Genomic DNA, 15,562 nt, shown 5'->3' with positions numbered 1-15,562 from the left:
AATATTTGCATCCAATGTAACTTTGAAAAGTTGTTGCTCTAGAAATTTAGCTATTGGGAAATCAGTATGATTTTGTCTTAAGACTATACATTCGATATCTCTAATATCAGCCTGTCCTCTTGTATTCACATATTCAAAGCTTACTTCAAAGTTCTTTTGATTGAGATTGCTATCACATATTTGACCAAGTTGTATAAAACTTAGTTCTACAAAGAACTTGGGTTTATTAATATCCTTTTCTTCAGTTGATATTTCCAACTGTTGTTTCGTAATTTCTAATTGCTTCTCAACCACAGATAATTGAGCTTTCATAGCTTTAGACTGTTCTTTTAAGGCTATTTCTGAGCCTTCTTGCGCCAGGACAGATTGTTGTAATGCTTGGCGTTGTAGAGTCAATTCTTCTCGTTGAAGTTTTAATTCATTACTTTGTATTCTGTAGCTTTTATAGAACCAGAGTAGTGCAAGCGGTGCGAAAATACCTGATAAAAAGGCACCTAGTCCACCAAATCCTTCTAAGCTATCAAAGCCTATTGCTAAAAGGATTAGCCAGAGAACAACCCAAGCAATAGTACCAACGACTGCCCAATCTATCTTTTTATAGTTCATTGTTTTAGCTCATCTTAACCAAGTTATCTATAATTGATTATAGCAATGAAACTAGAAAATAATCTGGTTTAATAAAGCTTTCATTGAAAAACAAAAACCCCTCAAGCATCACACTTGAGGGGTTTTAGTATTTCTATAAAGGCTAATTTATAGTAAGTAAGACAACTTACTCAGCAAATATTGCTGCGATATCATCTTTATTAAACTTATAGATTTCACCGCAAAAACCGCAATCCATCTCAAACGTGCCGCCTTGCTCTGCTACGATTTCCAAGGCTTCTGCTTCACCGATTTGTTCAATGGCTGTCTCACATTTCTCGCGTGAGCAAGTGCAACCAAATGACAATGGAGCAGGTTCAGGGGCAACGATATTTTCTTCATGATACAGACGATATAGAATCTCGTTAGCATCAAGCGTCGTCAGCTCTTCGGCCTTGACTGTGCGTGTCAATACAGATAAGCGTATCCATAAATCATCGTCAATACCCGCATCTTCGTTTTGCTCAACCTCATAAGTTTCTGCGGCAGTACGAGGTAGCATCTGCACCAATATACCACCTGCTTGTAGACCGTCCGATGCCAGATTAATCAATGTTGGAATCTGAGCTGATTGCTTTTGATAATGGGCTAAGCAGTCTGCCAGATTGTCATGGCTGCGCTCAACGATACCTTGATAAGGCTCACCACCATCAGGCTGAATATTGATAAATAAGACGCCCTGTCCGGGTGCGCCTAGCTCTGCAAACGCTTCTTTGGCGTGGAGCATATTGTTCCATGCTTGTACCTGCTCATCAGTTTCAGCTTTCCAGCTGGCAAGCGCTCTGATAACACCGTTTTGATCGCATTCTGCCATCGCCCAGTTAAGCAAGCTGTCGCTGTCCGATGACTGTAGTTGAATGGACAAACGACCATTTATTTTGACCGTACTGATTAGCAAACTCGCTGCCGTCAGCATTTCACCCAATAAGCGTTTGATGGCTTCAGGGTAGGGCTTTTGGGCAATTGTACTTGCATAGCTGCGTGAGAGACGCACTACGTCACCACGCACGGGAGAATCTTCGATAAAGAAGCGTTGGCGCACATCATTATCGCTGTGGTTGCTAGCGGTTTGGCTGTCCGTATTTGGGGCTTGAGTGTCTTGTGTCATAAGTCATTTGTAGTATTGGGAAGTTGTTAACTTTATGGGGATTCATCGTGATTTATCAATCAGCTCTTTTATTCTGTATGTATGTCTATTTTTTTAATAATCCTCTAAAGTTTTTTGCTCGAACAGGGCCGTGATGAGTGTTTGCCTTTGATTATAAGAAAGTAAAGATATGACAAAATAATGACTTTATTAAAAAAAATTACCTTCTAGCATAAATTTGTTGTACAGTAACTTTAAGTTTCATTTTGATAAATACCAGCAACAATCGTATGGATGCGGGATAGTAAGGTCAGCCAATTGCCAGACCTATGTCGTCCAAGCGCTCATTTAACTTTGTGATAAAAGGATGTTTTTCATGACTTACTTCTTTTCTAAACCGTTGACTTTAGCTGCATTGGTAGCATTGGCTTTGACAGGTTGTAATAATAGCAGCGAAACCAGCACCGATGCGCCAGCAGATGATAGTGCCACGTCAGAGAGCATGAATGGTACGCTACAAAAAATCAAAGACTCTGGAACCATCGTTGTTGGTCACCGTGATTCCTCTATCCCATTCTCTTATATCGCTGACGATCCTAATCAGCCTATCGGTTATGCACACGATTTGGAAATGAAAGTCGTTGATGCTGTCAAAGAAAAGCTAGATATGCCAGATCTACAAATTCGTTATAACTTGATTACCTCACAAACACGTATTCCATTGGTACAAAACGGCACAGTCGATTTTGAGTGTGGCTCAACGACCAATAACGAAGAGCGCCAAAAACAAGTCGCGTTTTCTAATGGTTTCTTTGAAATTGGTACGCGCTTGCTAACCAAAAAAGACTCTGGTATTCAAGAGTTTGAAGACCTAAAAGGCAAAACACTAGTCACTACAGCAGGAACAACTTCAGAGCGTTATATTCGTCAGTACAATGACGAAAACAGCATGGATATCAATATTATCTCTGCCAAAGATCATGGTGAAGCTTTCTTAATGTTAGAGCAAGGCCGTGCCGATGCCTTTATGATGGATGATGTACTGCTTGCTGGCGAAAAAGCCAAAGCAAAAAATCCTGATGAATGGGTCATCGTTGGTGAGCCTCAGTCGTTTGAAATTTATGGCTGTATGATGCGTAATGATGATCCAGAGTTCAAAGCAGTGGTCGATGAAGCATTGGCTAACGTCTTTAGTTCAGGCGAGATTAACAGTATTTATGACAAATGGTTCTTGAACCCAATCCCACCGAAAAATGTCAACCTGAACTTTGAGATGTCTGACAATCTAAAAGCATTGATTGCCAATCCGCATGACAGTGCACAGCCAAAAGAAGCAGAGGCTCAGTAATTATTGTCCTTCAAACCTAGCTTGCTTACGTGTTCAGATGGGAAGTTATTGTCCATTTGGCACGTAAGATTTTCAATTGCTATTCGGAGAGACAAACCATGAATTATAGCTGGAACTGGGGTGTGCTCTTTGAGCATACGGGCATTGGTAGCGAGCTTTATATCCACTGGATGATTACTGGTCTCGGCTGGCTATTGTTAATAGGCAGTATTGCGTGGGCTATTGCTATGGTAGTGGGTACCATCTTTGGTATCATGCGTACCTTACCCAATAAGACTGCTCGTGCAATTGGTACGGCTTATGTCACATTTTTTCGTAATATTCCATTGTTAGTACAGTTGTTTTTTTGGTTCTATATTGCCCCAGGCTGGCTAACACCCGCGATACAAGAATGGTGGTATAAGGACTTATCTCCCAATACCTCAGCCATGTTATCAGCGAGTATTGGTCTTGGCTTGTTTACCGCGGCTCGTATCGTTGAGCAAGTACGTACTGGTATTGAGTCATTACCTGATGGGCAGGTCAATGCCGCTTATGCGCTGGGCTTTAGCATTCCTCAAGTTTATAAGGAAGTACTGCTACCGCAGGCTTTTCGAATTATTTTACCGCCGCTCAGCTCTGAGCTCACCAACTGCTTCAAAAATGCCTCGGTTGCTTCTTTAGTAGGTGTCATGGAGCTGATTAGTCAAACCAAAACCATCAGTGAATATACTCAAAACAGCATCGAGATCTATACTTACGCGACGATTATCTATCTGGTTTTCAATTTATCCTTGATTGCCATTATGGGTTTGATTGAGCGTAAACTACGCGTGCCTGGTTTGATTGCAGGAGGTCAAAAATGAATATGATGACCGAACTAGCCACGGCTTATCCTGGTTTAATGGGTGGTATGATTACTACCTTAAAAGTATTGTTTTTGGCGATACTTGGTGGTATCAGCTTAGGTACGGTATTGGCGTTAATGCGTTTGTCTGGTATCAAGGCGTTAGAGCTACCGGCAAAGCTATACGTCAATTACTTTCGCTCAGTGCCATTGCTGTTGGTATTGTTATGGTTCTATTTTGCTGTGCCAATGATTTATTTTTGGATCGCTGGTAAGTATTTGCAGTTAGATGCTGCGTTTGCTTCTTGTGTGGTTGCTTTTATGATGTTTGAGGCGGCTTATTTTTCAGAAGTGGTACGTGCTGGTATTCAGTCCATTGGTAGTGGGCAGGTCAATGCTGCTAAAGCATTGGGTATGACTTATGGGCAGACCATGCGTTTGGTGATTTTGCCACAAGCCTTTCGCAAGATGCTGCCGCTTATTTTGCAGCAATGTATTATTTTATTCCAAGATACTACCTTGGTATTTGCGATTGGTTTGACGGACTTTTTCCGTGCTGCTTACGTGCGCGGAGAGCTGATGGGTTTACTCACACCTTATATATTAGGTGCTGGTGCTGTCTATTTTGTGATTAGTGTCAGTGCTTCTATTGGTGTACAACAAATTCAAAAGCGTTTACGGTTCTAATAGCCTTTTGAGTGGTAATTTTAGAATTAAGTCTTTTATTAAACAATGATTGTTAATGACGATTATCAAGAATAATGTGGTTAGGAGCCAGTAATGAGCAATGCTGATACGTACGTAAATGCCTTTGGTGGACTGGTTACCAATAGTGGTCATGCTAGTGACGAGATGGTGGTTGAAATTGCTAATGTCAGTAAGTGGTATGGTGACTTTCAAGTGCTGACTGACTGTACCGCTCATGTGCATAAAGGGGATGTTGTCGTCGTTTGCGGTCCATCGGGCAGCGGTAAATCGACCTTGATCAAAACGGTCAATGGACTTGAGCTGTTTCAAAAAGGTGACATCATGGTCAACGGTATCTCTGTCGGTGACCCAAAGACCAATCTGCCTAAACTGCGCAGCCGCGTAGGCATGGTGTTTCAGCATTTTGAGTTGTTTCCGCATTTGACGATTATCGATAATTTGACAGTCGCGCAAATCAAAGTATTGGGACGTAAAGAATCCGAAGCCAAGCAAAAAGCCATGGCCTATCTAGACCGCGTGGGACTAACTGCGCAAGCGGCCAAATATCCAGCGGAGTTGTCTGGTGGTCAACAGCAGCGGGTAGCGATTGCACGTGCGCTAGCGATGGATCCTGTGGCGATGTTATTCGATGAACCAACCTCGGCGCTTGATCCTGAGATGATTCAGGAAGTGCTCGATGTGATGGTAGAGCTGACGCGTGATGGGATGACCATGATGTGTGTGACGCACGAAATGGGCTTTGCCAGTCAGGTAGCCAACCGTATTATCTTTATGGATGAAGGTCATATCGTAGAAAATTGTAGCAAAGATGAGTTTTTTGAAGGCGCGAAAAGTGAGCGTGCACAGCAATTCTTATCAAAGATTCTCAATCACTAACACTATATTTGGCTTTTTCATACTTTCAAGCGTCTATTAATAGGCGCTTTTTTTGTGGGGATAGATTGATATATTTAACTACGATATCGATATGGTTGACTGTATAAGTGAATAGCTGTTTACTGATACAATAACGGTCAATATTCTAACAATTAAAATAATCTATTATCTATATCGGAGCTAATATGAATGTAGAAAAATCAAATAATGGTATCGTCATTATTGGTGCAGGTTTGGCAGGCTGGCATGTGATCGATGCGATTCGTGCAAAAGACAAAGACATCCCGATTACTTTAATTACTGCCGACAGTGGTGACCGTTATCACAAACCAATGCTGACCATGGCGATTAGCCAAAAGAAAAGTGCAGCAGACTTGGTCAGAGCGACTGGTGTTGATGCTGCAGAGGCTGCAAATGTTAAGCTGCTTGCCAACACGCAAGTGACGGATGTTGACGCTAGCACTCAAGAATTACAACTGGTTTCTGCACTGCGCTCAGATCCCGTTTATACCAATTACGCTACGATCAGCTATGACAAGCTAGTACTTGCCATGGGTGCGCATCCTATTTTTCCAAAAAGCTTGCCAGAGGATTTGGTCTGGCACGTCAATCATATTGAGCGCTTTGGACAGTTGCAAGAAAAACTAGCCACTGGCAGTCAGCATGTAGCTATCGTTGGCGCGGGCATGGTTGGGACGGAGATTGCAGAGGACTTACTTAAAGCTGGTCATCAGGTGACATTAATTGATTTAAACGATGCGCCGCTATCACAAATGCTACCACCACAAGCGACGGCTCGTATCGCTCAAGCAGTGAAGTCACAAGGGATTAACTTTTTAGGCGGTTATCAAGTATCGGGTATTACTCGTATCAGTGATGGCACCAGTGAGGATAGTGATGGAAAACTAGAAGTTAGTTACGAGGCACTACCTTCAGCCACAAAAGGAAGTGCTGCTGTTAAGCCAATTGAACCACTTATGGTCGACCATGTGATTGCCAGTACAGGTTTGACAGTCAATGATACATTACCTGCTGCTGCTGGTGTGGAGTTTGATCGTCGCACGGGTATCGTGGTGGATGCGCCAACTTTGCGTACCAGTACACCTAATATTTATGCGATTGGTGATTGCATGTCTATCGATGGTGTACCGTGCCGTTATGTGGCACCGTTACGGGCGCAGGCTGCTACTATTGCTGATGATATATTGGGCCTAGACCATGCTGGTTATGCTCATAAGCCACCAATGATTCGCCTAAAAAACAAAGCTATTTCTGTCATGGTTACGGGTGTACCAAAAGCGATTGGTAACTGGCAGGTTAAGACAGAAAGCGATGAAGAGTTGGTGATGGACTTGCTAAATGATAGTGATGAGGTGAGTGCAACGGTAACGATTAAAGCGCCTGTAGTTCCTAAAGCGTAACGATTATAATGCGATCTTTTGACAAATTTCTATCGGATTATTATTTATAGACAATATCCTTTGTTAGATTCTTTTCTAGAAGATTTAGTTGAAAATCAGTATCAATATTTGAGCTAGCCACATTATCTATGATGTGGTTGGCTTTTTTTGTGTCAAATATTTGCCATGATTCTATCTTATGTTTCTCTGAGCGAGTATTTTATATTCTAATTAAATGATACATATTGTATTGATATTATTGACAGGCTTTCGTTTATGGCGTTATAGTAGCTAAACACTATGTACGACCTCATCAAGGAAGAAGGTTTGTATACAAGTGATCAATCAGTACCAAAAAAAGTAAAACGAAAGGACTCGTTATGACTCAAAATTATGATTTCGATGCGACTCATTTTGACTTCGATGCGACTCACATTGATTTTGATACTATTTTAAATAGCATTCCTAGTATCAATATGGGTGCACGATCAGCGAATGCACCACTTACCCAAAGCTATGATCAAGGTCCTGATGTACCGCTAATTGAAGCGACAATCGGTGATTTTTTTGATGCTATTGTCTCCAAATATCCTGAGCGCGAAGCACTGGTCGTCCGCCATCAGAATATCCGATGGACATATCGAGAGCTACAGCAACAAGTTAACCAGCTAGCCAGTAGTATGATTGAGATGGGGCTTGAGATTGGTGATCGTATCGGTATTTGGTCGCACAACAATGCCGAGTGGTTGCTCATGCAATTGGCCACGGCAAAAGTCGGCGTTATCCTCGTTAATATCAATCCCGCTTACCGTACCTTTGAGCTGCAATATGCCTTAAATAAACTGGGCTGCTCAGCGCTCGTACTGATGCGCCATTTCAAAACCAGTGACTATGCCAGTTTAATCCGTGAACTCTGCCCTGAGATTTATCATAAAGACTACACTCAGCTTGACTTGGTTGAGATTCCAACGATTGAGCGCATCATTTGGGTTGATGAGCCAGCATCTGAAGAAACCTTTGGCTTTATGCAAAAATTCTCTGCATGGATGAGCGAGGGCGATGCTAACGATCCGCGTGTTGCCGAGCGTCAAGCGCAGCTTAAAAACACCGATGCTATCAATGTACAGTTCACCAGTGGTACAACTGGTACACCAAAAGGGGCAACATTAAGCCATCGCAATATCTTAAATAACGGCTACTTCATCGGTGAGGCCATGAACCTTACTGAAGAGGACAGACTCTGTATTCCAGTGCCACTCTACCATTGTTTCGGTATGGTGCTTGGTAACTTAGCTATTCTCACGCATGGTGGTTGTATCGTTTATCCGAACGATGGTTTTGAGCCGTTGACAGTGTTGCAAGCCGTCGAAGAAGAGAAGTGTACAGGTTTACATGGTGTGCCTACGATGTTTATCGCCGAGCTTGACCATCCTGAGTTTGAAAACTTCGATTTGTCTACCTTGCGCACTGGCATTATGGCTGGGTCTAGCTGTCCGATTGAAGTCATGCGCCGTGTCATTGACAAGATGCACATGCAGGAAGTCACCATTGCCTATGGTATGACAGAGACCAGTCCTGTATCTTGTCAGACCAATGAGCACACGCCGCTTGATAAACAAGTCTCGACAGTAGGACTGGTACAGCCTGCGCTTGAGGTCAAAGTTGTCGATACAGATACAGGTGAAATTGTACCGCTGGGCGAGACCGGTGAGTTACTGACACGCGGTTATTCAGTGATGAAAGGCTATTGGGGTAGTCGCTTTAAAACGCGTGCCGCTATTCAGGATGAATGGATGCATACGGGTGATCTGGCCACCATGGACGAAGATGGCTATGTAAAAATTGTTGGTCGTAGTAAAGACATGGTGATTCGCGGTGGTGAAAACATCTATCCAGTAGAAATTGAAAATTATCTTTATCGCCATCCAAAAATTCGTGATGTGCAAATCGTTGGTATACCAAATGAGCGTTATGGAGAAGTGCTAGCAGCGTGGATTATTCCAAAAGAACCTGGTTGCTTGACGGAAGAGGAAGTTCGCCAGTTCTGTAGCGAGCATATTGCCCATTATAAAGTACCGACTTATTATCGTTTTGTGACCGAATATCCAATGACCATCACTGGAAAAATTCAGAAATATAAAATCATTGAACAAATGAAAGAAGAGCTAGGTTTGTAGTCAGATGATGACTTAACCTGTAATACTAAAGACTATTTCAGATCTGTTATATTGAAAATTATTATTATGAGTCAAGACTAAAAGAAAAAAGCCACTCGCATTTATGTATCTGCGTATTAAAGAAAAAGGGATGTCATGAGCGCTATCATAACCAGTAAACTGAGTCCAAACGCCGCTGAATTTCAGCAAAACAGTGCCGCCATGCAAGCGGTGGTCGATGACTTATATGGTCACTTGCGTAAAGTTGCCCAAGGCGGATCAGAGCGCGCACGAGCCAAGCATCTAGCGCGTGGTAAGCTGTTACCACGTGAGCGTGTCGAGCGTTTATTGGATGTAGGCACGCCGTTCTTAGAAGTGGCACCAATGGCTGCACATGATATGTATGGCGAAGAGATTCCAGCGGCTGGCGTGATTGCAGGTATTGGCCGTATCAATGGCATCGAGTGTATGATTGTCTGTAACGATGCCACGGTAAAGGGCGGCACGTACTATCCAATGACGGTCAAAAAGCATCTACGTGCCCAAGAAATCGCACAAGAGAATCATTTGCCATGCGTTTATCTGGTTGATTCAGGTGGTGCTAATTTACCGAATCAAGATGATGTATTCCCTGATAAAGAACATTTCGGCCGTATTTTCTTTAACCAAGCCAATCTAAGTGCGGCAGGTATTCCACAGATTGCTGTGGTTATGGGTAGCTGTACAGCTGGCGGTGCTTATGTACCTGCCATGAGCGATGAGTCTATTATCGTAAAAGAGCAAGGCACGATCTTTTTGGGTGGTCCGCCGCTGGTCAAAGCAGCAACTGGTGAAGAGGTCACCGCAGAAGACTTGGGCGGCGGCGATGTACATACCCGACTATCAGGTGTGGTCGATCATCTAGCGCAAAATGATACCCACGCGCTATCGATTGCGCGAAACATCGTTAGCCATCTAAATCGTCCTGCGAAAAACATCCCTAATCAAATCACACCACGTCCGCCACGTTATGACGCCAAAGAGCTATATGGTGTCATTCCAACAGACAAGCGCAAGCCATTTGATATCCGAGAAATCATTGCGCGTATCGTTGATGATAGTGCCTTTGATGAGTTCAAAGCACGTTTTGGCACTACTTTGGTGTGTGGTTTTGCTCATATCGAAGGGATGCCTGTCGGTATTATTGCAAACAACGGTATCTTGTTCAGTGAATCAGCACAGAAAGGTACGCACTTTATCGAGCTGTGCTGTAAGCGCAAAATCCCATTAGTATTCCTCCAGAACATTACGGGCTTTATGGTTGGTCGTAAATACGAAAACGAAGGTATTGCTCGCCATGGGGCCAAAATGGTAATGGCTGTGGCCAATGCAAAAGTGCCAAAATTCACGGTCATCGTCGGTGGTTCGTTTGGTGCTGGTAACTACGGTATGTGTGGCCGCGCTTACAGCCCGCGTTTCTTATGGATGTGGCCAAATGCGCGTATCTCTGTCATGGGCGGCGAGCAAGCAGCGTCAGTACTGGCAACGGTCAAGCGTGATAATTTTGATCGCAAAGGCGAAGCGTGGAGTGATGAGGACGAAGCGGCATTTAAAGCGCCGATTCGTGAGATGTATGAAGAGCAAGGTCATCCGTATTATGCCACTGCACGCATGTGGGATGACGGCGTAATTGATCCTGCTGATACCCGTCAAGTATTGGCTTTAGGATTAAGCGCTGCCTACAACGCACCGATTGAAGAGACGACGTTTGGTGTTTTTAGAATGTAATTTATATACACTCTTTATTGAAATATTATTGGCCAAAGGGTTGTTATGTCTAAATCTATTAAGGTTTTAACACTCCTGTTTGTGGTAATTGGATATGTTAATAGTGCTCATAGTGAGCTTGCTTTTGAGAAAATAAATAGCTATTCGGAAAATAACAGTATGATAAGTAACGACGAGTTGACAGAACAAGAGGTCATCAATCTGAAGTTGGATGATATACAAAAAAGAGTTGGATTTATTACTTCTTTATCAAATGAAGAGTTAGAGAATAATCTAGATGAGCTTGCTGCATGTCTTAATGCAATTCAAGAATTTTCTTTGTATTTACCTAAAAACTCAACAGTTCGTTCAGCGTCGGTTTACTTTGCTAGCGATAATCTCAGAGGCTTAGCGTTTAATGTTGTACATTATTTATCGGATAAAAATTTAATTGACTATGAATTAAGTGCTACGGATATCTATGCGAATATAATTCTGAACTTTTTCAACACGAATTATGCTTTAGTTGGTGATGGCATGATTAAGTCAGCAATCATCCATGAAAAAACGAACGATAATGAAACTAGTAAGAAAATATATTCAGCAATCTTAAAAGATTTTATAGTTGTTATTGAAAGATTAGAGTCTTCTGAAGAAAAAATAGATCAAAATGATGAGTTGTTCTTTGCCTTATCTTCCTTGGAAACGGCTTGTAAAAGGTTGATAGCGCTGAATCATCTAGATGGTGAGAATTCAAATGCAACTTCAGTTTTAAATCGTATTGAAGCATTGCGTAAAAAGTAGTTTTAATATATTGGAATACTTATGAACAATTATAAAAGCCTATTGGTTAAAGTGGAGCAGCACGTCGCCACTGTAACACTAAACCGTCCTGAGATACGTAATGCCTTTAACGATGAAATGATTGCTGAGCTAACCGATGCATTTAATACGCTTGGCGCTGATGATGACGTGCGTGTCATTGTATTAGCAGCTGCTGGCAAGGCATTCTGTGCAGGTGCTGATTTGAACTGGATGCGTGCCATGGCAGATTATAGCTACGAGGAAAACCTAGCAGACGCGGACAAATTGGCGCAAATGCTTAAGACTATTTACGAATGTCCAAAGCCAACCGTTGCGGCTATTCAAGGTGATGTTTATGCAGGTGGCATGGGATTAGTCGCCGTCTGTGATGTGGCCATCGCTGTGAAGATTGCTAATTTCTGCTTAAGTGAAGTACGTTTGGGGTTAGCCCCTGCAACGATTAGCCCTTATGTCATCCGAGCACTGGGTGCTAGAGCCTCGCAGCGTTATTTCTTAAGTGCTGAAGTGTTTGATGCCAAAAAGGCACGGCAGCTTGGCTTTATCCATGAGCGTGTTAGCGAAGAATGGCTGGCTGATGAGGTCGCTATATTTTGTAGCAAAGTCGTCAAAAACAGCCCTGATGCAGTCAAAACTTGCAAGCAGCTATTACACGATGTCGCTGATGCGCCCATCACTGATAAGCTAATCGCTGATACGGTAAAAGGTATCGCTGATATCCGCTCATCAAAACAAGGCAAAGAAGGGGTACAGGCGTTTTTGCAAAAACGTAAACCTGATTGGATGACAGCAGACTAACGATAAACAATAGATAAATGAGCAAATAGACAAGATGTCAAATAACAACGACAAGACACAGGGATAGTTATGTTTTCTAAAATTCTAATCGCCAACCGTGGTGAAATTGCTTGCCGAGTGGCTACGACTGCTAAGCGTCTTGGCGTCAGTACCGTTGCTGTTTACTCTGATGCTGACCGCAGTGCTAAGCATGTGGCTGTCTGTGATGAAGCTATCTACTTAGGGGGTTCGGCACCGAAAGACAGCTATCTCAAAGGCGATGCTATTATTGCGTTAGCGCTTGAAACTGGCGCCCAAGCGATTCATCCGGGTTATGGGTTTTTGAGCGAAAACGCTGACTTTGCGCAAGCTTGTCAGGATGCAGGACTGGTATTTATCGGTCCATCGGCTGATGCTATCCGCGCTATGGGCGGCAAGTCTGAATCCAAGCGCTTGATGGAAATGGCGGGCGTGCCGCTGATACCGGGCTATCATGGTGACAATCAAGATGCAGGATTTTTGCAGCAGCAAGCCGATAGTATCGGCTATCCAGTACTGATTAAAGCCAGCGCTGGTGGTGGCGGTAAAGGTATGCGTATCGTTGAAAAAAGCAGCGATTTTATTGACTTGCTAGACTCATGTCGCCGTGAAGCCATTACCAGCTTTGGTGATGACAAAGTGTTGGTTGAAAAATACGCCTTAAAACCGCGCCATATCGAAATCCAAGTATTTGGTGATACACATGGCAACTATGTGCATTTATTTGAGCGTGATTGTTCCGTACAGCGCCGTCATCAAAAAGTATTAGAAGAAGCGCCTGCACCGGGTGTTGATATTGCGATGCGTGAGGCAATGGGGACAGCGGCTATCGAAGCGGCTCGTGCAGTCGATTATGTCGGCGCAGGCACAGTCGAATTCATCGTTGAGCAGCGTGAAGACGCTATGAATTTTTATTTCATGGAGATGAATACGCGGTTGCAGGTTGAGCATCCAGTCAGTGAAGCGATTACGGGTGTCGATTTGGTCGAGTGGCAGCTGTTGGTCGCGGCAGGTCAGCCATTGCCAAAATCGCAAGACGATCTGACTATCAATGGTCATGCTATCGAGGCGCGTATCTGTGCCGAAAACCCTGATAATAATTTTTTGCCAGCGACAGGGACGTTATTCACTTATCAAAAGCCTGAGCATAGTACGTTTGTTATTGATAAAAGTGGCACTGATGTACGTATCGATGATGGCGTACGTGAGGGTGATGTGATCAGTCCCTTTTACGATTCTATGATTGCTAAACTTATCGTCCATGCTCCCACACGCGAGCAAGCGTTGGCGAGACTCGATCGTGCATTGGCGCAGACACGTATTGTGGGTCTGCCAAACAACGTGGCATTCTTATGTTATATTTTAAATACCGATTCATTTAGCAAAGCCAATCTCGACACGGCCTTAATAGAGCGTGAGCAAGACAAGCTTTTTGATCAGCATCCTATTGGGTTATCCACGCTTGCGGTGACAGCTATTACGCAACAGCTTGTGAGCGAAGCGACCACACAGGGCTCAGATCCTTTTAGTAAGGCAACAGGTTTCCGTGCTTATAGCGATTATACTCGTTCATTTAGCTTGATTTATGATGAGCAGGCTTATAGCGCTCGCATCAGTAATTGGCACAATGCGAGTTGTGCTGATAGCAAAAAAGGTGGTGATAGTCTCAGTAGCTTTGCGCTCGTTATTGGCAAAGAAATCTTAAATACGCAGGATAATAGCAATGTCAATGTAGCTGCGCAAACCGAAACGGTTTATGAAGGTCAGATCAGCTATGACAGCAGTGACGCGCATAATCATACCTTGTGGTTAGAGGGTGCGCGTATCAGTGCCCAAAGCTGGGTAAATAATGAGACTGTCCATGTGTTCACAGATAGCGGACGTGATGAAATTACACTTGTTGATATCATGTCGCATGTAGGCGAAGACACAGCAGCGGTTGGTAGCTTGAAGTCGCCGATGCCAGGGCAAGTGGTTGCCTTTAAAGTAGCGGTTGGTGATACCGTAAAAAAAGGTGAGCCACTGGCAGTCATCGAAGCCATGAAAATCGAACATACCATTACGGCACCGACGAATGGTGTGGTTGCAGAGCTATTGTTTGGAGCAGGTGACTTAGTCGCTGATGGTGATGAGCTATTACGTATCGATAGTGAAAGCGAATAGAAAAGGATAATAAGCATGAGCCATTCGTATCCAGAGCAGGTCAGAATCGTCGATGTCAGTCCGCGTGATGGACTACAAAACGAATCAACGACGGTACCGACTGAGGTTAAGCAGACGCTTATCAATGATTTGATTGCAGCCGGTGTCAAGAAGTTAGAGGCGACCAGTTTCGTTTCGCCAAAATGGGTGCCACAAATGGGCGATAACAGCGAGTTGCTTAATGCACTCGCGCCTACGCGGCAGACGGACGTTTGCTACTCGGTACTAGTACCTAATATGCGCGGCTTTGAAAATGCTATCTTGCATCGTCCTGATGAGATTGTCATTTTTGGCTCAGCCAGTGAAACCTTTAGCCAAAAAAATATCAACTGTAGTATCGATGAGAGCATTGAGCGTTTTGCACCAGTGGTAGCGGCTGCAAAGGTGCAGGGTATCAAGGTACGAGGCGTTATCTCTTGTACGGTCGGTTGTCCTTATGAAGGCGAAATTGATCCTAACCAAGTGGCCTACGTCACCAAACGATTGGTTGAGATCGGTTCGGAGCAGATTGGTATTGCCGATACAATTGGTGTTGGTACACCGCTCAAAGTGCAGCGTGCGTTACAAGCCGCTTTAGAATATGCTGATATCTCTATGCTATCGGGTCATTTTCATGATACTTATGGTCAAGCATTGAGCAATACCTTAGCGGCACTACAAATGGGTGTTAGTGAATTTGATACCTCGGTGGCTGGTCTGGGTGGTTGTCCTTATGCTAAAGGCGCAACGGGCAATGTCGCGACCGAAGACGTGGTGTATATGCTGCATGGCATGGGTATCAGTACGGGTATCGATTTGGATAAACTGATCGTAGCAGGCGAGCGTATCAGCGAGTTCTTAAAGCGCCCAAATGGCTCAAATGTAGCACGTGCCATCATCAATAAACGCCATTAATAAACGTCAGTCTTAAATAGAGTCAATCCACTATAA

Annotated in this window: 13 protein-coding genes; 11 read left to right on the top strand and 2 right to left on the bottom strand. The window is 43.5% G+C overall.

Annotation, left to right across the window (positions count from 1 at the left end; translation table 11 throughout):
* The coding region (locus tag ACT3QP_RS08175; protein ID WP_444525123.1) for a hypothetical protein at nucleotides 1–606 on the bottom strand (606 nt) is incomplete at its 3' end.
* A gap of 166 nt (nucleotides 607–772) precedes the next feature.
* Nucleotides 773–1,753, bottom strand: a complete 981-nt coding sequence (gene hslO, locus ACT3QP_RS08170; protein ID WP_444525122.1) for an Hsp33 family molecular chaperone HslO — start codon at nucleotides 1,751–1,753, stop codon at nucleotides 773–775.
* A gap of 355 nt (nucleotides 1,754–2,108) precedes the next feature.
* Between hslO and ACT3QP_RS08165 the strand changes: the two genes are divergently transcribed.
* The 11 genes from ACT3QP_RS08165 (at nucleotide 2,109) to ACT3QP_RS08115 (ending at nucleotide 15,526) form a co-directional block, all read left to right on the top strand.
* On the top strand, nucleotides 2,109–3,080 hold the full coding sequence (locus tag ACT3QP_RS08165; RefSeq protein ID WP_442074874.1) for a glutamate/aspartate ABC transporter substrate-binding protein: 972 nt from the start codon (nucleotides 2,109–2,111) through the stop codon (nucleotides 3,078–3,080).
* 98 nt (nucleotides 3,081–3,178) lie between these two features.
* Nucleotides 3,179–3,925, top strand: coding sequence for an amino acid ABC transporter permease (locus ACT3QP_RS08160; protein WP_442074875.1), 747 nt, complete (start codon nucleotides 3,179–3,181; stop codon nucleotides 3,923–3,925).
* Nucleotides 3,922–4,593 carry an ABC transporter permease subunit gene (locus tag ACT3QP_RS08155; RefSeq protein ID WP_442074876.1) on the top strand — a complete coding sequence of 224 codons (672 nt, stop codon included), beginning with the start codon at nucleotides 3,922–3,924 and terminating at the stop codon, nucleotides 4,591–4,593. The genes ACT3QP_RS08160 and ACT3QP_RS08155 overlap by 4 nt, the downstream gene beginning before the upstream one ends.
* A 165-nt stretch (nucleotides 4,594–4,758) precedes the next feature.
* Nucleotides 4,759–5,490, top strand: coding sequence for an amino acid ABC transporter ATP-binding protein (locus ACT3QP_RS08150; RefSeq protein ID WP_442074878.1), 732 nt, complete (start codon nucleotides 4,759–4,761; stop codon nucleotides 5,488–5,490).
* Nucleotides 5,491–5,675: 185 nt separating this feature from the next.
* The gene (locus ACT3QP_RS08145) at nucleotides 5,676–6,911 is read left to right on the top strand and encodes an FAD-dependent oxidoreductase (RefSeq protein WP_444525121.1); all 1,236 of its coding nucleotides are present in this window, start codon (nucleotides 5,676–5,678) and stop codon (nucleotides 6,909–6,911) included.
* A 359-nt stretch (nucleotides 6,912–7,270) separates the two neighbouring features.
* Nucleotides 7,271–9,067 (top strand): AMP-binding protein, encoded by a 1,797-nt coding sequence (locus ACT3QP_RS08140; RefSeq protein WP_444525120.1) that lies wholly within the window; start codon nucleotides 7,271–7,273, stop codon nucleotides 9,065–9,067.
* Nucleotides 9,068–9,202: 135 nt separating this feature from the next.
* The gene (locus ACT3QP_RS08135) at nucleotides 9,203–10,813 is read left to right on the top strand and encodes a carboxyl transferase domain-containing protein (RefSeq protein ID WP_444525119.1); all 1,611 of its coding nucleotides are present in this window, start codon (nucleotides 9,203–9,205) and stop codon (nucleotides 10,811–10,813) included.
* A gap of 45 nt (nucleotides 10,814–10,858) precedes the next feature.
* Nucleotides 10,859–11,596: a hypothetical protein gene (locus tag ACT3QP_RS08130; RefSeq protein ID WP_444525118.1), complete on the top strand. Its 738-nt coding sequence runs from the start codon at nucleotides 10,859–10,861 to the stop codon at nucleotides 11,594–11,596.
* 21 nt (nucleotides 11,597–11,617) lie between these two features.
* Nucleotides 11,618–12,412: an enoyl-CoA hydratase/isomerase family protein gene (locus tag ACT3QP_RS08125; RefSeq protein WP_444525117.1), complete on the top strand. Its 795-nt coding sequence runs from the start codon at nucleotides 11,618–11,620 to the stop codon at nucleotides 12,410–12,412.
* A 69-nt stretch (nucleotides 12,413–12,481) separates the two neighbouring features.
* Nucleotides 12,482–14,593: an acetyl/propionyl/methylcrotonyl-CoA carboxylase subunit alpha gene (locus ACT3QP_RS08120; protein ID WP_444525116.1), complete on the top strand. Its 2,112-nt coding sequence runs from the start codon at nucleotides 12,482–12,484 to the stop codon at nucleotides 14,591–14,593.
* A gap of 15 nt (nucleotides 14,594–14,608) precedes the next feature.
* Nucleotides 14,609–15,526, top strand: a complete 918-nt coding sequence (locus tag ACT3QP_RS08115; RefSeq protein WP_444525115.1) for a hydroxymethylglutaryl-CoA lyase — start codon at nucleotides 14,609–14,611, stop codon at nucleotides 15,524–15,526.
* The last annotated feature ends 36 nt before the right edge of the window (nucleotides 15,527–15,562 follow it).

Source organism: Psychrobacter sp. AOP7-B1-24, assembly GCF_052376215.1.
Lineage (GTDB): Bacteria > Pseudomonadota > Gammaproteobacteria > Pseudomonadales > Moraxellaceae > Psychrobacter.
The sequence above is the reverse complement of the archived record's forward strand: the minus strand, read 5'-3'. Positions and strand labels throughout refer to the sequence as shown.